General features: G+C 72.0%; 13 protein-coding genes and 1 pseudogene. 7 read left to right on the forward strand and 7 right to left on the reverse strand.

The features are described 5' to 3' along the window. Nucleotides 1–515 precede the first annotated feature (515 nt). The 3 genes from NUT86_RS12645 (at nucleotide 516) to NUT86_RS12655 (ending at nucleotide 4,462) form a co-directional block, all read left to right on the forward strand. Nucleotides 516–836: a hypothetical protein gene (locus NUT86_RS12645; RefSeq protein WP_229838557.1), complete on the forward strand. Its 321-nt coding sequence runs from the start codon at nucleotides 516–518 to the stop codon at nucleotides 834–836. A 97-nt stretch (nucleotides 837–933) separates the two neighbouring features. Beyond that, the gene (locus tag NUT86_RS12650; RefSeq protein WP_159488467.1) at nucleotides 934–2,550 is read left to right on the forward strand and encodes a multicopper oxidase family protein; all 1,617 of its coding nucleotides are present in this window, start codon (nucleotides 934–936) and stop codon (nucleotides 2,548–2,550) included. Between the two features lie 157 nt (nucleotides 2,551–2,707). After that, nucleotides 2,708–4,462, forward strand: coding sequence for an NAD+ synthase (locus NUT86_RS12655; protein ID WP_018090200.1), 1,755 nt, complete (start codon nucleotides 2,708–2,710; stop codon nucleotides 4,460–4,462). Between the two features lie 126 nt (nucleotides 4,463–4,588). Here NUT86_RS12655 and NUT86_RS12660 read toward each other — a convergent pair whose 3' ends face one another. The 4 genes from NUT86_RS12660 to NUT86_RS12675 form a co-directional block, all read right to left on the reverse strand. Beyond that, nucleotides 4,589–5,824 carry an MFS transporter gene (locus NUT86_RS12660; protein WP_274735208.1) on the reverse strand — a complete coding sequence of 412 codons (1,236 nt, stop codon included), beginning with the start codon at nucleotides 5,822–5,824 and terminating at the stop codon, nucleotides 4,589–4,591. A 180-nt stretch (nucleotides 5,825–6,004) separates the two neighbouring features. Continuing rightward, entirely contained in the window at nucleotides 6,005–7,009 is a 1,005-nt protein-coding gene (locus NUT86_RS12665) for an endonuclease/exonuclease/phosphatase family protein (RefSeq protein WP_371874925.1), read from the reverse strand. Nucleotides 7,010–7,308: 299 nt separating this feature from the next. After that, nucleotides 7,309–7,995, reverse strand: coding sequence for a TetR/AcrR family transcriptional regulator (locus NUT86_RS12670; RefSeq protein ID WP_274735212.1), 687 nt, complete (start codon nucleotides 7,993–7,995; stop codon nucleotides 7,309–7,311). Further along, nucleotides 7,992–9,614 (reverse strand): MFS transporter, encoded by a 1,623-nt coding sequence (locus NUT86_RS12675; protein WP_159488462.1) that lies wholly within the window; start codon nucleotides 9,612–9,614, stop codon nucleotides 7,992–7,994. The genes NUT86_RS12670 and NUT86_RS12675 overlap by 4 nt, the downstream gene beginning before the upstream one ends. 189 nt (nucleotides 9,615–9,803) lie before the next feature. Here NUT86_RS12675 and panB point away from each other — a divergent pair, with 189 nt between their 5' ends. From panB to NUT86_RS12690, 3 genes are all read left to right on the forward strand, one after another. Further along, the gene (panB, locus tag NUT86_RS12680; RefSeq protein WP_159488461.1) at nucleotides 9,804–10,664 is read left to right on the forward strand and encodes a 3-methyl-2-oxobutanoate hydroxymethyltransferase; all 861 of its coding nucleotides are present in this window, start codon (nucleotides 9,804–9,806) and stop codon (nucleotides 10,662–10,664) included. Between the two features lie 289 nt (nucleotides 10,665–10,953). Then, nucleotides 10,954–11,982, forward strand: a complete 1,029-nt coding sequence (locus NUT86_RS12685; RefSeq protein ID WP_274735215.1) for an ATP-binding cassette domain-containing protein — start codon at nucleotides 10,954–10,956, stop codon at nucleotides 11,980–11,982. After that, nucleotides 11,979–12,809: an ABC transporter permease gene (locus NUT86_RS12690; RefSeq protein WP_093644904.1), complete on the forward strand. Its 831-nt coding sequence runs from the start codon at nucleotides 11,979–11,981 to the stop codon at nucleotides 12,807–12,809. Before NUT86_RS12685 ends, NUT86_RS12690 begins: the two co-directional genes overlap by 4 nt. A 52-nt stretch (nucleotides 12,810–12,861) precedes the next feature. Here the strand turns inward: NUT86_RS12690 and NUT86_RS12695 are convergent. Then, nucleotides 12,862–16,378: pseudogene (locus NUT86_RS12695) on the reverse strand (AfsR/SARP family transcriptional regulator). Between the two features lie 171 nt (nucleotides 16,379–16,549). Here NUT86_RS12695 and NUT86_RS12705 point away from each other — a divergent pair. Further along, nucleotides 16,550–17,356, forward strand: coding sequence for a site-2 protease family protein (locus NUT86_RS12705; RefSeq protein WP_159488459.1), 807 nt, complete (start codon nucleotides 16,550–16,552; stop codon nucleotides 17,354–17,356). A gap of 63 nt (nucleotides 17,357–17,419) precedes the next feature. Here the strand turns inward: NUT86_RS12705 and NUT86_RS12710 are convergent, their stop codons facing one another. Beyond that, entirely contained in the window at nucleotides 17,420–17,629 is a 210-nt protein-coding gene (locus NUT86_RS12710; protein ID WP_274735220.1) for a hypothetical protein, read from the reverse strand. A gap of 91 nt (nucleotides 17,630–17,720) precedes the next feature. Further along, nucleotides 17,721–18,452, reverse strand: a complete 732-nt coding sequence (gene npdG, locus NUT86_RS12715; RefSeq protein WP_026169730.1) for an NADPH-dependent F420 reductase — start codon at nucleotides 18,450–18,452, stop codon at nucleotides 17,721–17,723. Between the last annotated feature and the right edge of the window lie 38 nt (nucleotides 18,453–18,490).

Below are 18,490 nucleotides of genomic sequence, written 5' to 3' on the forward strand. Positions count from 1 at the left end.
CGGTGGGGCGGGCGGGGATGGGCGGATGCCGGAAGGACCCGGGCGTGGGGCGGGCGGGTCCGGGTGGGTGGCGGACGGACCGAGGCGTGGGGCGGGCGGACCCGGGCGTGCGCCGGGCGGCTCCGGGCGTGCGATCGCCGCCTCCGGCAGCCACGCGGTGTACGCGGGCGCGCCGGGCCGCGGCAGGGCGGCGGCCACCCGGCGGAAGGCCGGGGCCGAAGGGCGGGTCGGGGTCACGGACATCCAGGTGATCGGGTGGACCCGGCCGGTGGCACGGAACGCCGGGCACGCCGGTGGCGCGCAAAGACCAAGAATAGGCGGGTGGTGGCAAGTTAAGCGGTGGCACCGGCGCGGAGGACCGCAGACGGCTGGGCCGAGGGCCGGATGCGTCGGCGGCCGCTCCGGTGCACTCCATTGGCGGGCCACTACTGGAGGCCTATACCCCTAGGGGGTAGGCTGCGAGGTGCCGGCCTCCCCGGAATCCGCCGGTTTGTCGTTCCGTCGAGAGGTCCGCGATGCGGGAACAGGGCAAGGCCGTCGCTCGGTGCGGCCGTCTGCTGCTGTTCACGGCACCGATCTCCGGCATCGTCGGCGTCGTCGGCACCGTCGCCATGCACGCCTTCGGACACCCGGCGGGCGGACACACCGTCTGCCGTGCCGTCCTCTCCCTGTGGGCGCTCGCCCTCCTGGCCCTGCTGGGCACCGGCCTGCTGACCGGATACCGGGAGACCGGCCTGCTCGCGGCCCTGCGCGCCCGTCTGCTGCGCGCACTGTGGCCAATATCCGCGCCGCCGCGCCCCACACTCCTCGACCGCCTGTCGGTACTGCGCGTGTAGGAGCGCGCGCCTGCCGCCGACGCCCACCGGAGCCCGCGGCAGTGGCCGCTCCCCCGTACCCACATCACATCAGCGACACCGTCACGAGGTGCTTCTCATGCGTACGCACTCCCGCCGCGCCATGCTCGGCGCGGGTATCGCCGTTGCCGGCAGCGGTCTGCTGGCCGCCCGTGCCGCCGGCGCCTTCAGCCCCGGCCCGCGCTCCGGCACGGACGGCAGGGACCATGCCCACGGCTCCCGCCACGACACCCCGGACGACTATGTCTCCCCGGACGGCCCGGAGGTCGTCGACGCCGAGCGCAAGCGGGGCGCGGGCCCGGTGCGCGAGTTCACCATGACCGCCACCCCGGCCCGCATCGACCTGGGCGGCCACACCGTCGACACCTGGGCGTACGGCGATGTGCTGCCCGGCAAGGAAATCCGGGTCACGGCGGGCGACACGCTCGCCATGACCCTCGCCAACCACCTGCCGCAGTCCACCTCCGTGCACTGGCACGGGCTGGCGCTGCGCAACGACATGGACGGCGTCCCCACCCTCACCCAGCGGCCCATCATGCCCGGCGCCTCCTTCCCCTACCGGTTCGTGGTCACCCACCCGGGCACGTACTGGCTGCATCCGCACTCCCGCGTCCAGCAGGACCGCGGCCTGTACGCCCCGCTGATCGTCGACGACCCCAAGGAGCCGCTCTCCTACGACAAGGAGTGGGTCGTCGTGTTCGACGACTGGGTCGACGGGGTGGACGGCAGTACCCCCGACGACGTACTGGCCGAGCTGAACCGGGGCATGAGCAGATCCGGGCACGGGGGCATGCACGGGGACGAGGGAGAGCCCGCAGGAGGCGGCGGCGGTGGTCACGGTACGCAGGCCGCGCGCGCCGGCGGCCCGTCGCGAATGCTGACGGGCTCCTACAGCAAGCTGCTGAACGGCGAAGCGGGCGATGTGGACTACCCGTACCACCTCATCAACGGCCGGCTCGCCAAGGATCCGCAGACCTTCCGGGCCAAACCCGGCGACCGTATCCGGATCCGCTTCCTCAACGCGGGCGGCGACACCGCCTATCGCGTCGCGCTCGGCGGCCACCCCATGACCGTGACGCACGCCGACGGCTTCCCCGTCGAGCACGCCGAGACCGATGCGCTGCTGCTCGGTATGGGCGAGCGCTATGACGTGCTGGTCACGGCCAAGGACGGCGTCTTCCCGCTGACCGCGCTCGCCGAGGGCAAGAAGCGCTCGGCGCAGACCGTGCTGCGCACCGGCAGCGGCCGGGCACCCGAGGCGTCCGCCCGCCCCAAGGAGCTGGACGGCCGGCTGCTGAGCGCATACCGGCTCCGGGCGGCCGAGAGCGTACGGGCCGTGGCCCGCCGCCCCGACCGCACCGTCGAGCTGAACCTCACCGGCTCCATGGCGAAGTTCGACTGGGCGATCAACGGGAGGCAGTACTCACCGTCGCACCGCACCCCGATCCGGGCCGGTGAGCGGGTGCGGCTGGCCATCCGCAACCACACCAGGATGTGGCACCCCGTACACATCCACGGGCACCACTTCGCACTGCCGAACGGCGGGCCCCGCAAGGACAGCGCGATCGTGCTGCCGGGGCGCAGCCTCGATGTCGAGTTCGACGCCGACAATCCCGGGCTGTGGATGGTCCATTGCCACAACGTCTATCACTCGGAGTCGGGGATGATGACGGTGCTCGGCTACCGGAAGAACTAGGCACCCCGGACACCGCACCCCGCCCCGTCGGCCCCGGCATCTCCGGCCGGGCCGACGGACGGGAAGGCGAAAAGCATGGGCCGTCCGTGACCCGCCCGAAGCACCGCCCACATCTCCCCGACCCCCATTGCGTCAGAAAGACGATTAGACTGGCGGGGTGCCTCAACTTCGTCTCGCCCTCAATCAGATCGATTCCTGTGTCGGCGACCTCGCCCAGAACGCCGAGACGATCGTGCACTGGACCCGGCACGCCGCCGACCAGGGCGCACACCTCGTCGCGTTCCCCGAGATGGCGCTGACCGGATACCCCGTCGAGGACCTGGCGCTGCGCCCCTCGTTCGTCGAGGCGAGCCGCGCCGCGCTGCGGGCCCTGGCCGCCCGGCTGGCCGGACAGGGCCTGGGCGATCTGCCGGTGATCGTCGGGTATCTCGACCGCGGTGCGCAGGCCAAACCGCGCTACGGCCGCCCCGCGGGCGCCCCGCAGAACGCCGCCGCCGTGCTGTACCGCGGCGAGGTCGCCCTGTCGTTCGCCAAGCACCACCTGCCCAACTACGGCGTCTTCGACGAGTTCCGCTACTTCGTCCCCGGCGACACCATGCCCGTCGTACGGGTGCACGGGGTCGATGTCGCCCTGGCCATCTGCGAGGACCTGTGGCAGGACGGCGGCCGGGTGCCCGCGACGCGCAGCGCGGGCGCCGGGCTGCTGCTGTCGGTCAACGCCTCGCCGTACGAGCGGGACAAGGACGACACCCGGCTGGAGCTGGTCCGCAAGCGGGCCCAGGAGGCCGGCTGCACCACCGCCTATCTGGCGATGATCGGCGGGCAGGACGAGCTGGTCTTCGACGGCGACTCGATCGTGGTCGACAAGGACGGCGGGGTGATCGCGCGGGCACCGCAGTTCGCGGAGGGCTGTGTGCTGGTCGACCTGGACCTGCCCGCGGCGGCGCCCGAACCGCCCTCGGGAGTCCTGAACGACGGACTGCGCCTCACCCATGTCACCCTCTCCCCCGACCCCCTGCCGCCGTACCCTCCCGAGACCGTCGGCGGTACGGCCGAACGCCTCACCGACCTGGAGGAGATCTACACGGCGCTGGTCGTGGGCCTGCGCGCCTATGTCGCCAAGAACGGCTTCCGCAGTGTGGTGCTCGGCCTCTCCGGCGGGATCGACTCCGCGCTGGTCGCCGCCCTGGCCTGTGACGCGCTGGGCGCGGCCCAGGTGCATGCGGTGGCGATGCCCTCCCGCTATTCGTCGGAGCACTCCCTCACCGACGCCGCCGAACTCGCCCGCCGTACGGGCCTGTCCTTCCGTACGGTGCCGATCGGCCCGATGTTCGACGCCTACATGGCCGCGCTGCCGCTGACCGGCCTGGCCGAGGAGAATCTCCAGTCGCGCCTGCGGGGCACCACCCTGATGGCCATCTCCAACCAGGAGGGCCATCTGGTCCTCGCCCCCGGCAACAAGTCCGAGCTGGCCTGCGGCTATTCGACCCTCTACGGCGACTCGGTGGGCGGCTACGGTCCCATCAAGGACGTCTACAAATCCGTCGTCTACCAACTGGCCCGCTGGCGCAACCAGGCCGCCGCCGAGCGCGGTCAGACCCCGCCGATCCCGGAGAACACCCTCACCAAGCCGCCGAGCGCCGAACTCCGCCCCGGCCAGGTCGACACCGACTCGCTCCCCGACTACGCGATCCTGGACCGCATCCTGGAGCTCTATGTCGACCGCGACCACGGCCGGGAGGAGATCACCGCGCAGGGCTTCGACGCCGACCTGGTGACGCGGGTGCTGCGGATGGTCGACCACGCCGAGTACAAGCGCCGCCAGTACCCTCCGGGCCCCAAGATCTCCGCGAAGGGCTTCGGCAAGGACCGCCGGCTGCCGATCACCAACCACTGGCGGGAAGGGGACTGACGGGGAGTCAGTAACCTGGCGACGGGGCGAGCCCCCGCCGCCCGGCCGAGCGCCGTATTGGTCTCCCGCGTCTCCCGCGTCTCCCGCGTCTGCCGTATACGGCGCCCGGCCCCGCGCCGCGCGCGGTCAGCCGATGCGTTCCCCGGCCGGCACCGTCGCGCCGATGGCCTGCTCCGTGTCCGACTCGCCGCTGCGGGCCACGATCCGGGACGCGTCATGGGCTCCGCGGTCCAGGAAACCGGCCACCAGGGCGACGGCCAGACCGAGGGCCGCCAGGACCGCTCCGACCAGGGTCGGGGAGGTCCAGCCCCAGCCGGCCGCCAGTGCCAGGCCGCCGACCCAGGCACCACCGGCGTTGGCGAGGTTGAAGGCGGACTGGTTGGAGGCGGCGGCCAGGGTCGGGGCCTGCTGGGCCTTGTTCATGACCAGCATCTGGAGCGGGGTGGTGGTCAGGAAGCCGACGGCGCCGATGACGACGACCGTGACCAGCGCCGCCCACTTCACCTGGGCGGTGAAGTGGAAGGCGGTCAGGACGAGGGCCAGAGCGGCCAGAGAGCCGTACAGGGTCGGGCGCAGGGCCCGGTCGGTGAGCGGGCCCGCGGCGAGCGCGCCCAGGGTCATCCCGATGCCGAAGAGGGCGAGGACCAGCGGGACCGAGCTCTCCGCGAAACCGGTGACCTCGGTCATCATCGACGCGAGGTAGCTGTAGACGGCGAAGATCCCGGCGAAGCCGAAGACGGTGGTGAGCAGGCCGAGCAGCACCTGGCGGTCGCCCAGCGCCTGCAGCTCGCGGCCCAGGCCGGTGCGCTCGTCGGCCGGCAGCGGCGGCACCAGCCGGGCCAGGGAGGCCATCGCGACCAGGCCGATGGCGGCCACGATGAGGAAGGTGGCGCGCCAGCCGAGCTGCTGGCCCAGGAGGGTCGCGGCGGGCACCCCGATGATGTTGGCGATGGTCAGGCCGAGGAACATCGTGGCGACCGCGCGGGCCTGCCGGCCCTCGCGCACCAGCCGCGCGGCGACCACCGCGCCGACGCCGAAGAACGCACCGTGCGGAAGACCGGCCAGCAGCCGGCCGGCGATCAGCAGACCGAAGGTGGGGGCCAGTGCGGAGGCGAGGTTGCCGACCGTGAAGACCGCCATCAGCCAGACCAGCATCCGCTTGCGCGGGATGCGGGAGCCGAGGGCGGTCAGGAGCGGGGCGCCGATGACGACGCCGAGGGCATAGGCGGAGACGAGGTAGCCGGCGGTGGGCACCGAGGTGCCCAGATCGTCCGCGACATTGGGCAGCAGGCCCATCATCACGAACTCCGTGGTGCCGATACCGAAGGCCGAGATCGCGAGAGCGAGCAGAGCCAAGGGCATGAAAGACCTTTCGAGGGTGCTGCGTGCGGGCGGGCACGCGGACAGCGGACCGTAAGCTTTAAGTTCTCTTACGGAACAAAGTCTCTCAGGCTCAGTATTCCGGCACGGGAACGGGGCGTTACGGGCCCGCGTCGATCTCCCCCGGCAATGCGCCGCCCGCGGTCAGATCCTCACCGACGGTCAGATCTTCACCGACGCCGCGACCGGAAGGTGGTCGCTGCCGGTCGAAGGCATCACCCAGGCCTTGACCGGATCCATCCCCTTCATCATGATCTGGTCGATCCGGGCCATCGGGAACGCCGCCGGCCAGCTGAAGCCGAAGCCGTCACCCGCGGCGCCCTGCGCGGAGCGCATCTGGGAGGTGACCGGGGCCAGCGAGCGGTCGTTCATGGTGCCGTTGAGATCGCCGAGCAGCATGACCTTCTTCACCGGGTCGGCGGCGATCGCCTCACCCAGCGCCGCGGCGCTGCCGTCGCGCTGATTGGCGGTGAAGCCCGCCTCGACCTTGACCCGTACCGACGGCAGATGCGCGACGTAGACGGCGAACTTCTGGCCGTCGGTGGCGGTGACGGTGGCACGCAGCGCGCGGGTCCAGCCCATCTTGATGTCCACCGGCCGCGTGTCGGACAGCGGGCGCTTGCTCCACAGCCCGACGGTGCCCTCGACCGTGTGGTACGGATACGCCTTCGCCAGCCCCTTCCGGTAGGCGGGCAGCGCCTCGCCCGTCAGCTCCTCCAGGGCCACCACATCGCTGTCGGATGCCACGATGTCCCTGGCGGTGGCCGCCGGGTCGGGGTTGTCGGCGTTGACGTTGTGCGTGGCGACGGTCAGATTGCCGCCGGTGCCCGCCTTGTCGGTGATCTGCCCACCGAAGAGGTTGACCCAGGCGAAGACCGGCAGCACCAGCGCGACCAGCGCGGTCGACGAGCGGCGCAGCACCGCGAGGACGAGCAGCACCGGGATGCACAGTCCGAGCCACGGCAGGAAGGTCTCCAGCAGACTGCCCAGGTTTCCCACGGCGTTGGGGACCTTGGCGTGCAGAAGCATCAGCAGACCAAGCAGTACGGCGAGCACCGCGAGCACGATGCCGCGTCGCCACATCCCCTCAGGGCGCCACCAGTTCCGCAGGCGTTCGGCCCGGGAGGCGGCCCGCCCGGGGTTGTGCCCCTGCCCCGGCTCCGTCATATATGCCTGCGCCATTTAGCTGTCCTCACTACCTTGCTTCGCTGCGCCTCACCTGTGGTCCCCGACCCTAGGCGATGGCCCTTAATGCGCTTTCTTAGAAGTGAGGACGGCGCGGTGACGGGTCGGGGTTCCTGCGCAGGGGGCTGTGACAACGGCTGTGACAGAACGGGCATGATCCGGTCATACGGCAGAGCTTCGAGCGGACCGTCCGACGGGTGCGCGACCCGTCCCACCGGGGGATCCCCCGCCGCCCGACGGAAGATGCCGGAGCCCCCAACCCGTCCCGGTTGCCCGGGAGTTCAGCCCGCCGTGCCCGCCGTGCCCGCCGTGCCCGCCGTACCCGCCGGCGGGCGTACGCCCTCCAGGACCGTGTCGACGATGTCCGCCGCGAGCCCCTCGGGCAGTTCCTTCCACTCGTGGAGGAGTGCGCGGGCCAGCATCGGGCCGACGAAGAGATCGGCGAGGGTCTCCAGATCGCGGTCGCCGCGGATCTCGCCGCTCGCCACACCGCGCCGGAGCAGCGCGAGCAGCGCCTCACGGCGGGCCCGTACGACTGTGTCGTGATATTCGGCCCACAGCTCCGGCTGCGCCTGGACATGGCTGACGACGGTGCGCAGCAGCGCGGAGCTGCGCTTGGCGAGTCCGCGGCGGCGCAGGAACTCCAGCAGGGAGACCAGGTCGTCGCGTACCGAGAGGCCGGCCGGCGGCGGGCTCGGTACGTCCAGGGACCGCATGACATCGAGCAGCAGGGCGCTCTTGCCGGACCAGCGGCGGTAGACCGTGGCCTTGCCGACGCCCGCCTCGCGGGCGATGCGTTCCATGGACAACTCGCCTATGGAGACCCCGTCCTCGATCAGGCGCAGCACGGCCTCGATGATGGCGGAGTCGGCCGCGGCGCTGCGCGGCCGGCCGCGGCCCGCGGGGGCCGCCGGGCCCGGCCGCCCCTCGGCTGCCGCGCCCTCGGGGTCCTCCGCCGCCCGGCTCATCTCTCCACGCCCGCCTTCCGCTCTTCCTGGGGCTCCGCCGCCTGCGGCGCCGGTCCCATTTTGCCCGGCAGGTACAGCACGCTCACCAGGGCCCCGAGCAGTGCGACGGCGGCCGAACCGAGCGCGGTGATGTGCATGGCGTGGATGAAGGCGTCGTCGGCCGCGGCGGCCAGCGGCCGGCCGGCCGGGCCCATCCGGTCCGCGAGACCGAGGGTCGCCTCGATGGATTCCCCGGCCGCGTGCCGGGTGGCCTCCGGCAGTCCCGGCACCGCGTCGAGGTGGTCCTCGATGCCGTTGCGGTAGCTCGTCGACAGCAGCGAGCCGAGGACGGCGACGCCCAGGGTGCCGCCGACCTGCCGGAAGACGTTGTTGAGCGCCGACCCGGAGCCGGCTTTTTCGCGTGGCAGCGACTGCATGACCGCGACGGTGGCCGGCGGCATGATGTGCGCCATACCGGCACCCTGCAGGAAGAGCAGCGCCTCCAGGATCCAGATCGGGGTGTCCTCGGTGAGCAGCAGCAGGCCCAGCATGGTGTCGGCCACCACGAACATGCTGAAGGTGCAGACCGCGCGGGCGCCGTAGCGGTCCACGGCGAGCCGGGCCCGCGGCGCGAAGAGCATCTGGGCGGCGGCCAGCGGCAGGAACAGCAGGCCGGCCTGCAGCGGGCTGTAGCCGCGCACGCTCTGGATGTAGAAGACGGCGAAGAACGAGACGCCCATCAGCGCGAAGAAGACCAGCGCGATGGCGGCGATGGCGGCCGAGAAGGCGGGCGTGCGGAAGTAGCTGATGTCGATGGACGGATGGTCGCTGCGCTTCTGGTGGAGTACGAAGACGGTCAGTACCACCAGGCCGCCGGCGACCGTGCCGACCACCTGCGGGTCGGTGAAGTCGGCGAGCTGGCCGCCCTTGATGATGCCGTAGACCAGCAGGACGAGCCCGACAACGGACAGCAGCACCCCGAACGGGTCCATCCGGCCCGGGTGGGGGTCCTTGGAGTCGGGCACCAGGACCACCATCGCGACCAGCGAGAGCAGCACGATCGGGGCGTTGATCATGAAGACCGAGCCCCACCAGAAGTGGTCCAGCAGCAGCCCGCCGGCGATCGGTCCGACCGCGATGGCGATACCCACCCCACCGGCCCAGATACCGATCGCCCGGGGCTGCTCGTCCCGCTCGAAGACGTTCATCAGGATGGCGAGGGTGGCGGGCATGACGAAGGCGCCGCCCAGACCCATCACGGCACGGAAGACGACCAGCTCGGTGGGCGAGCCCGAGACCCCGGCCAGCACCGACCCGGCGCCGAAGACCGCCAGACCGAAGAGCAGCACCTTCTTGCGGCCGACACGGTCACCGAGCAGCCCCGCGGTGAACAGCAGGCCGGCGAAGACCAGGGTGTAGGAGTTGATCGCCCACTCCAGCTCGCTCTGTGTGGCGCCGAGGCCGGCGGGGGCCGGGGTGGCGATCGTCTTCATGGCGACATTGAGGATCGAGTTGTCCAGCACCACGATCAGCAGGCTGAGCATGAGGGTGGACAGGATCGCCCAGCGGCGGCGGTGGATGCGGTCCGGGATCTGCCCGGCCGGCTGCGGTGTGCCCGGGGCGGTGGGTGAGGTGGCCATGCCGCCACGATAGCGCTTTTCGATACGAACCCGTTCCGTATCGTAATTTTCCCCGGGCGCGCCCCTCCTCTGGGCGAACGGACCGGCTGCTCCCGCTCCCTTTTCCTTTGTGCGCGGGCCGTGCCAGCATGGAGGGGAGTCCGGGGACACCGTCAGGGTGCCTCGAGATGATGAACAGGAGCCGTCACCATGACGCAGCTTTCGCCTGCCCAGAAGCCGGTCGACAAGTCGCTCTACGGAGGAACGGGGTCGCGCCGGGTCACCGTCCGCGATATCGCCGCAGCCAAGGAGCGCGGCGAGAAGTGGCCGATGCTCACCGCCTACGACGCGATGACCGCCTCCGTCTTCGACGAGGCCGGGATTCCCGTCCTGCTCGTCGGCGACTCGATGGGCAACTGCCACCTCGGCTACGAATCCACCGTGCCGGTCACCATGGACGAGATCACCCTGCTGTCCGCGGCGGTCGTCCGGGGCACCAAGCGCGCGCTGGTCATCGGCGATCTGCCGTTCGGCGCGTACCAGGAAGGGCCGGTGCAGGCGCTGCGCAACGCCACCCGGCTGGTGAAGGAAGCAGGAGTGGGCGCCGTCAAGCTGGAGGGCGGTGAGCGCTCCGCCGAGCAGGTGGAGCTGCTGGTCTCCTCCGGCATTCCGGTGATGGCGCACGTCGGGCTGACCCCGCAGTCGGTCAACGCCTTCGGCGGCTACCCCGTCCAGGGCCGCGGCGAGGAGGCGGCCCAGCAGTTGCTGCGGGACGCCAAGGCGGTGCAGGACGCCGGTGCGTTCGCGGTCGTTCTGGAGGCCGTACCCGCCGAGCTCGCCGCCGAGGTCACCCGTTCGCTCTACATCCCGACCGTCGGCATCGGCGCGGGCCTGGACTGCGACGCGCAGGTCCTGGTGTGGACCGACATGGCCGGGATGACCGCCGGCCGGGTACCGCGGTTCGTCAAGCAGTACCTCGATATGCGGGCGCTGCTCGGCGGCGCGGCGAAGGCGTTCGCGGAGGACGTTGTCGGCGGTGACTTCCCGGCCGAGGCCCACACCTTCCACTAATCGGCTGCGCTTTGCCTTCGGCCCACGTTTTCGGCTGTCCCGCCGTGGGTGTTGCTCGCCGTGGCGCCTGCGGCGGGCGGGTGGGTGTCGGGTCGCAGCGGACCCGCCCGCCGCAGGCGCCACGGCGGGGACCCGCAAGCATCACCCGCGCCCAAGCCCCGCGCAGCGGACCGGCCCGCCGCCAGGCACAACGGCGAGAAAGGCGAAAACGTGGAAAGGCCAAGCCAAGGACACCACCGTGTCGGCAGGCTGTCGGTGCCTTGTCGGCAGCCCCTGGCAGGGTATTGGCATGACGCGACAGACGATATCCACCAACGGCGGGAACGCCGTGGAGGTGCGCGGTCTGGTCAAGCACTTCGGCGCGGTCAAGGCCGTCGACGGGGTGGACCTGGACGTGAAGGAAGGCACCGTGCTCGGGGTGCTCGGCCCCAACGGTGCCGGCAAGACGACGCTCGTACGCTGCCTGTCCACCCTCCTGGCGCCGGACGCCGGCCGCGCCGTGGTGGCCGGTTTCGACGTGGTGCGCCAGCCCCGCGCGCTGCGCCGCACGATCGGCCTGACCGGGCAGTACGCCTCGGTCGACGAAAAGCTCTCCGGCTGGGAGAACCTCTACATGATCGGGCGGCTGCTCGATCTGTCCCGCAAGGACGCCCGCCGGCGCGCGGACGAGATGCTGGAGCGGTTCTCGCTGACCGAGGCCGCCAAGCGGCCCGCGGCCAAGTACTCCGGCGGGATGCGCCGCCGGCTCGACCTGGCCGCCTCGATGATCGGCCGGCCGTCGGTGCTCTTCCTGGACGAGCCGACCACCGGTCTGGACCCCCGCACCCGCAATGAGGTGTGGGACGAGGTCCAGCGGATGGTGCGCGAGGGCGCGACGGTGCTGCTGACCACCCAGTACATGGAAGAGGCCGAGCAGTTGGCCAACGAGCTGACGGTGGTCGACCGCGGACGGGTGATCGCCGAGGGCCGGGTCGACGAGCTGAAGGCCAAGGTCGGCGGGCGGACGCTGCAGATCCGGCCGTCGGACCACGGGGAGCTGGGCCGGGTGGCCGCCGCCATCGAGCAGGCCGGGCTGGACGGCATCGCGGGTGCCACGGCCGACCACGACGGGGGTGTGGTCAACGTACCGATCATCAGTGATGAGCAGCTGACCGAGGTGGTCGGTCTGCTCGGCCGCCAGGGCTTCGCGCTCTCCGGGATCAGCACCCATCTGCCCAGCCTGGACGAGGTGTTCCTGGCCATCACCGGCCAGAAGACCTCCGAGGCCGACACATCTGAGGACGACATGGAGCAGCAGTACGCGGAGGTGTCGGCATGAGTACCGCCACCATGACGGCACCGCTCACCAAGCCCGGTGCCGACGAGGGACGGATCGGCCTCCGCGCCAATCTGCGGCACATCGGCGCGCTGGTGCGGCGCAACGCCCTGCAGATCAAGCACGATCCGGAGTCGATGTTCGATGTCCTGCTGATGCCGGTCATCTTCATCCTGCTGTTCACCTATGTCTTCGGCGGCGCCATCGCCGGCAAGGGCAATCAGCAGGAGTACATCCAGCGCCTGGTGCCCGGCATGATGGCGATGATGGGCATGAACATCGCCATGGCGGTGGGCATGGGCGTCAACGAGGACTTCCGCAAGGGCGTGATGGACCGCTTCCGGACGATGCCCATCGCCCGGTCCTCGGTCCTGATAGCGAAGATAGTCGTCGAGATCGGGCGGATGCTGATCGCCACCGCGATCCTGCTCGGCATGGGCTTCCTGCTCGGCCTGGAGATCCGCGGCACCATTCCGGAGTTCCTCGGCGCGATCGTGCTGTCCACGGCCTTCGGCGCGGCACTGATGTGGATCTTCATCCTGCTGGGGCTCGCCGTGCGGACCCCGCAGGCGGTCCAGGGCATGGCGATGGTGGTGCTGATGCCGCTGCAGTTCGGCTCGTCGATCTTCGCGCCGACGACCTCGATGCCCGGCTGGCTGGAGGGCTTCACCCAGGTCAATCCGGTCTCCAACCTGGCGGACGCGGCCCGTGCGCTGATCAACGGCCAGGGCGCGGTGGCGCACCCGACGCTGGTCACGCTCGGCTGGGCGGTCGCCATCACGGCCGTCACGATGCCGCTCGCGGTGTCGCGGTTCCGCAAGAAGACCTGACGCGCGTCCCGCGGGGGACCTCCCCGCGGGACGGCCTTTCGCCCGGCTCGCGTCAGATGAGGGCGGTGGCCTCTCCGAGCGAGAGGCCACCGCCTTCGGCGTGCGCACGGGCATACGCCGTATCGCCGAGCAGCGCCCGCGCCGCCGCCTCGGTACGGTCCCGGTCCCGGCGGACGAGCAGCGGCGGCACCTGGCCGTCCGCCCGCATGGCGTCGTACGCGCCCACCAGACGCGCCGCGTCCCAGCCGCCCTTCTCGCCGCGCTCCGCCATCAACACCCGTGCGCCGGTGAGGAGTTGCACCACCGGAAGGTCCGGCGCGACGATCTGCGCCAGGGAGTCCTGCATCAGTTCCAAGGACTGCCGGAACCTCGGCAGCAGTCCCTCCCGGTGCCCCTCGTCCACATCCAGCGAGATCGACAGTGCCTGCAGCAGCCCGGCGAACAGGTCCGGGGCGCGCGAGGTGAACAGCTCCTGGACCCGACGGAGTTGGGCCCGCGCCTCCTGGAGACGCTCCGTCGCCGTCAGCCACATCGCGAGGGTCAGCCGCGCGAACGGCTCGGTGTCCCGGACGCTGTTGCCCTTCTCGGCGTCGGCCAGCACCTCGCGCAGCATCCGCTCACCGGTCTCCGCCTGTCCGTCCTCGATCAGCACGGCGCCCAGCCGGCAGCGCAGCAGCAGGATCTGGCCGTGGGCCCCCAGATCCTCGGCGTGCACCATCGCCGCCCGGTAGTCGCGCGCCGCCGCCCCGTACGCGCCACGCTTCTCATGGTTCTCACCGCGCCCCGACAGCGCCTCGGCCGCACCCCAGGCGTCGCCGAGCCGGAGGAAGAGCCGCAGCGCCTCGTCCGCGTCGCGGGCCGCCTGCGCCAGCCCGCCGGGACGGTCGTTGAAGATCTTGGAGCGCAGCTGCAGGACGTAGGCCAGTTCCCAGTCGTAGCCGAAGTCGCGGCAGGCGCGCACCGCGCCGTCGACCAGCTCCGCCAGTTCGTCGAACTCCCCGGTGATCAGCACCGCGTAGTACCACATCACGCCGGGCACCTTGCAGGTCTGCGGCATACCGGAGCGGTAGGCGGTGAGCATCCCCGTCAGCTCCTCCTGCATCGCCGGATCGCGCAGTGCCGTGATATCGCTGTCCCTGCTGGCGAGCGCGACCAGCCGGATCTCGCGGCGGGCCTCCAGCAGCTGCTCGGGGGCCATCGGAGGCGGTGTGTCGATGGGGCGCTCGTGCAGGTCGGGTGCGGGTTCGGCGGGCGCGGCAAAGGGGTTGGGGCCGAGCGCGGCGGCCGCGGTCGACCAGTGCCGGGCATCGCTGCGGTGGTCCCGCAGCGACCAGAACCACTGCAGGGACAGCACCAGGCACAGCGCCTCGTGCTCGTCGTGGGCGGCGAGGGCGCGGCGCAGCGCGGTGCGCAGATTGTCGTGCTCCAGCTCCAGCCGCTCCATACCGGCGCGCTGGCCGGGTCCGCGCAGCAACGGGTCGGTGGTACGGGCCAGTTCGCGGTAGGCGACGAGATGGCGGCGCTCGGCACCGGCACGCTCCCCCGCCTCGTCCAGCCGCTCTCCGGCGTACTCCCCCACGGTCTCCAGCAGCCGGTAGCGCATCTGCCCGCCGGTACCGGCAGCGCGGCCGGCACCACCCTCCTGTCCGGCCGGCGCCGCCACCACCAGCGACTTGTCGATCAGCGAGCCGAGCAGCCCGGCCACCTCGCGCCCGTCGACACCGTCGCCCGCGCACACCTCTTCCGCGGCGGCCAGATCGCAGCCGCCGGCAAAGACGGACAGCCTCCGCAGGACGGCCCGTTCGGGCTCATCGGTCAGGTCCCAGGACCAGTCCACGACGGCGCGCAGCGTCTGCTGCCGGGGCAGCAGGGTCCGGCTGCCGCTGGTCAGCAGCCGGAACCGGTCGTCGAGACGGTCGGCCAGCTGCCGCGGCGAGAGCAACCGCAGCCGGGCGGCGGCGAGTTCGATGGCGAGCGGCAGCCCGTCCAGCCGGCGGCAGATCTCCGTACAGGCCGCCGGATCGTCCTCGACCCGGAAGCCGGGGCGGGCGGCGGCCCCGCGGTCGGCGAGCAGCCGCAGCGCGACGGGGTCGGGCAGCGGCTCGACCGGCCGCAGCACCTCGCCCGGTACGGCCAGCGGCTCCCGGCTGGTGGCCAGCACAGTCACCCCGGGGCAGTCGGCCAGCAGCCGCTCGGCGAGCTCGGCGGCGGCGTCGATCACATGCTCGCAGTTGTCGAGGACGAGCAGCATCCGGCGTCCCGCGCAGTGCTCGGCGAGCCGGGCGAGCGGGTCCAGGGCGGTCGGGTCGGCGGCGGCGCGCAGCCCGTCCGCGGTGGTGCCGCGGACGACGGTCTCGCGGGCACCGAGCGCGGTCAGCACCGCCTCGGGCACCGTCTGCGGATCGTCCACCGGCGCCAGCTCCGCCAGCCATACGCCGTGCGGCCAGGCGTCCGGCAGCGCGGCCGCGGCGGTCTCAGCGCCCTCCTGCGACAGCCGGGTCTTTCCGGCGCCACCGGGGCCCAGCAGCGTCACCAGCCGGTGCGCGGCCAAGTCCGCACGGATCGCCGCCAGATCGGTGTCCCGCCCGACGAAGGAGGTGAGCCGGGCACGGAGGTTGCCGGGGCGGGTGTGGGGGAGGAGGGTGGGGGTGGGGGTGGGAGTGGGGAGGTTCGGTGCTGGAGGTTCCGGGGCTGGGGGTTCCGGGGCTGTGCGGGGTCCCGGAGCCGTACGCGGTCCCGGTGCCGTACGACGTGCCCATCCCGGTGCCGTACGACGTGCCCGTGCCGTTCGGGGCGGGGGCCGCGGCCGGGGTGCCGGGTATCGGGGCCAGCGGCGGCCGGTCCGTCGGCGGCGGCCGTAGCAGCTCCGCATGCAGGGTGCGCAGCTCCGGGCCCGGGTCGGCGCCGAGGCGTTCGGCGAGGCCGGTGCGTATCTCCTCGTAGGCCGCCAGGGCCTCCGCCGTGCGGCCGGCGGCGCGCAGGGCGTGCAGCCGCAGGGCCTGGAGGGGCTCGTCGAGGGGGTGGTCCTCGCACAGCGCGAGGAGGGTGGGCAGCGACTGGGTGGCCCGGCCCAGGGCCAGATCGGCGGCGATGCGGGTGCACTGGGCGTCCAGCCGGCGGCGCTCGGCACGGGACGCCTCGACGCTCGCGTCCGGGAGGTCGGCGAGGGCCGGGCCGCGCCAGAGCGCCAGGGCGTCGTCGAGCAGGGCGGCGGCACGGGCCGGGTCCGCCTCGCCCAGCGCCCGGCCGCCCTCCGCCGCGAGCCGTTCGAAGCGGTGCAGATCGACGGCGTCGGGCTCGGCGCACAGCCGGTAGCCGCCGTCCACGGAGGCGATCGCGGCATGTCCCAGGGCGCGGCGCAGCCGGCCGACCAGCGCCTGCAGCGCACCGGCCGCGTCGGCGGGTGGTTCCGCGCCCCATATGTCGCCGATCAGCAACTCCGGGGACAGTGCCCGGCCGGGGCGCAGCGCGAGGGCGGCGAGCAGTGCACGCAGGCGTGCGCCGCCGAGGGCGACGGGGGTGCCGTCGGCCCGTCCGGCCTGGGTGGTGCCGAGAATTCCGTAATGCACCGGCCCATTGTCGTTCACGCGGTACCCGGCAGGTATCGCGTTTCGTTTTCGGGGCACGGGGTCCGGGAGGAGGGGTCCCGCGGACGAGCCGGTTCCGCGGGGGCCGTGCGCCGCGCGCCGTGTCGCGGTTACGGTCATGGCTGCCCCTCACCAACCTCGGGAGCCCGCACCATGACCACAGCAATCCGGCGCGCCGACCGTCGCGTCAGCCCGGTCTTCCTTGCGATGGTCGCCGTCATGGCGGTCTCGGGATGGGCCGTGTGGAGCGGGACGCTCGCGGCGAACGCCGGCGTCGCGGTGTTCTTCTTCGTGGTGTCCGGCTGGGTGGTCTCGCTGTGTCTGCACGAGTACGCGCACGCCCGCACCGCGCTGCACAGCGGCGACATCTCGGTGGAGGCGAAGGGCTATCTGACCCTGAACCCGCTGAAGTACACCCATGCGCTGCTGAGCATCGTGCTGCCGGTGATCTTCGTGATCATGGGCGGGATCGGGCTGCCGGGCGGTGCGGTGTTCATCGAGCGCAGCCGGATCCGGGGGCGCTGGCGGCACAGCCTGATCTCGGCGGCCGGGCCGCTGACGAACATCCTGTTCGCTGCGGTGTGCACGGCGCCGTTCTGGCTGCACGCGCTGTCGGGCGTACCGGCCACGTTCCGCTACGCGCTGGCCTTCCTCGCCCTGCTCCAGGTCACCGCGGCGATCTTGAACTTTCTGCCGGTGCCGGGGCTGGACGGCTATGGCGTGATCGAGCCGTGGCTGTCGCGGAAGCTGCGGCGGCAGGTGGAGCCGTTCGCGCCGTTCGGACTGCTGGCGGTCTTCGTCTTCCTGTGGGTGCCGGAGGTCAACCGGGTGTTCTTCGACCTGGTCGACGTGATCCTGCGCGGGCTGGGCGTCTCGGGTCTGGAGCCCCACATCGGGCAGGAGTACTTCCGCTTCTGGCAGGGCGAGCCGCAGCTCCCGCAGACCGGCGGTCTTTTCTGAGCCGGCGGTCTCTCTGAGCCGGCGATCTTTCTCAGCCTGCGGTCTTTTCTGAGCTGACCGGCGTCAGCCGGCCGCCCCGGCCCGCTGCACCTTCGCCTTGCGCAGGTAGAACCACGCCATGTTGCTGGAGATGCCCGCCAGCAGGATCCAGACGACGCCGAAGAAGCTGCCCTCGACGAAGGCGACGACGGCCGCGGCGACGGAGAGCACACACACGACGAGGGCCATCAGGGCGAGTCGCCGGGCCGGGCCGGGCGGGGGCAAGAGGGACATGGGGGCGGCTCCTGTCGGGAGTGGTCGGACCTCCCCAGTGTCCCCCATGCCTGCGCTTCCCCCGCGCCCGCCCCGCCCCCGTCCCCGCCGCTCAGACGTCCGTGACCCGCAGCCCCGCGTGGGCCTTGTAGCGACGGTTGACCGAGATCAGGTTGGCGACCAGCGACTCGACCTGGTGGGCGTTGCGCAGCCGGCCGGCGAAGACGCCGCGCATACCGGGGATACGGGCGGCCAGCGCCTGCACGACATCGGTGTCGGCGCGGGATTCGCCGAGCACCATCACATCGGTGTCGATCTGCTCGATCTCCGGGTCCTGCAGCAGTACCGCGGACAGATGGTGGAAGGCGGCGGTGACCCGGGCCCCGGGCAGCAGGGCCGCGGCCTGCTCGGCGGCGCTGCCCTCCTCCGGCTTGATCGCGTAGGCGCCCTTCCTGTCGAAGCCGAGCGGGTTGACGCAGTCGATGACGAGCTTGCCGTCCAGTTCACCGGCGAGCGCCTGCAGGGTCTTGGCATGGCCGTCCCAGGGCACGGCGATGATCACGACATCGCTGCGCCGGGCACATTCGGCGTTCTCCGCGCCCTCGATGCCCAGGCCGAGTTCCCCGGCGGCGGTCTGTGCGCGCTCGGCGGCCCGGGAGCCGATGATCACCTTCTGGCCGGCCCTGGCCAGCCGGTAGGCCAGGCCGCGGCCCTGGTCGCCGGTGCCGCCGAGGACGCCGACCACCAGACCGGAGACGTCCGGGAGGTCCCAGGGGTCACGCTGGAGGGCGGCCTTCGCACGGGTCGCGGCGTTCGGGGACCGGGAATCGTCAGGAGTAGTCATGACAGCGATAGTGTCACGCCCCGACGGCGACCCGGTCA

Origin of the sequence: Streptomyces sp. G7(2002) (genome assembly GCF_028870195.1) — a bacterium.
Taxonomy (GTDB): domain Bacteria; phylum Actinomycetota; class Actinomycetes; order Streptomycetales; family Streptomycetaceae; genus Streptomyces; species Streptomyces nigrescens.

Coding starts and splice junctions, on each gene's coding strand:
- panB (WP_159488461.1), top strand. CDS start 9,804: ATGACGCAGCTTTCGCCTGCCCAGAAGCCGGTCGACAAGTCGCTCTAC.
- NUT86_RS12710 (WP_274735220.1), bottom strand. CDS start 17,629: ATGTCCCTCTTGCCCCCGCCCGGCCCGGCCCGGCGACTCGCCCTGATG.
- NUT86_RS12705 (WP_159488459.1), top strand. CDS start 16,550: ATGACCACAGCAATCCGGCGCGCCGACCGTCGCGTCAGCCCGGTCTTC.
- NUT86_RS12690 (WP_093644904.1), top strand. CDS start 11,979: ATGAGTACCGCCACCATGACGGCACCGCTCACCAAGCCCGGTGCCGAC.
- NUT86_RS12650 (WP_159488467.1), top strand. CDS start 934: ATGCGTACGCACTCCCGCCGCGCCATGCTCGGCGCGGGTATCGCCGTT.
- NUT86_RS12645 (WP_229838557.1), top strand. CDS start 516: ATGCGGGAACAGGGCAAGGCCGTCGCTCGGTGCGGCCGTCTGCTGCTG.
- NUT86_RS12665 (WP_371874925.1), bottom strand. CDS start 7,009: ATGACGGAGCCGGGGCAGGGGCACAACCCCGGGCGGGCCGCCTCCCGG.
- NUT86_RS12670 (WP_274735212.1), bottom strand. CDS start 7,995: ATGAGCCGGGCGGCGGAGGACCCCGAGGGCGCGGCAGCCGAGGGGCGG.
- NUT86_RS12660 (WP_274735208.1), bottom strand. CDS start 5,824: ATGCCCTTGGCTCTGCTCGCTCTCGCGATCTCGGCCTTCGGTATCGGC.
- NUT86_RS12675 (WP_159488462.1), bottom strand. CDS start 9,614: ATGGCCACCTCACCCACCGCCCCGGGCACACCGCAGCCGGCCGGGCAG.
- npdG (WP_026169730.1), bottom strand. CDS start 18,452: ATGACTACTCCTGACGATTCCCGGTCCCCGAACGCCGCGACCCGTGCG.
- NUT86_RS12685 (WP_274735215.1), top strand. CDS start 10,954: ATGACGCGACAGACGATATCCACCAACGGCGGGAACGCCGTGGAGGTG.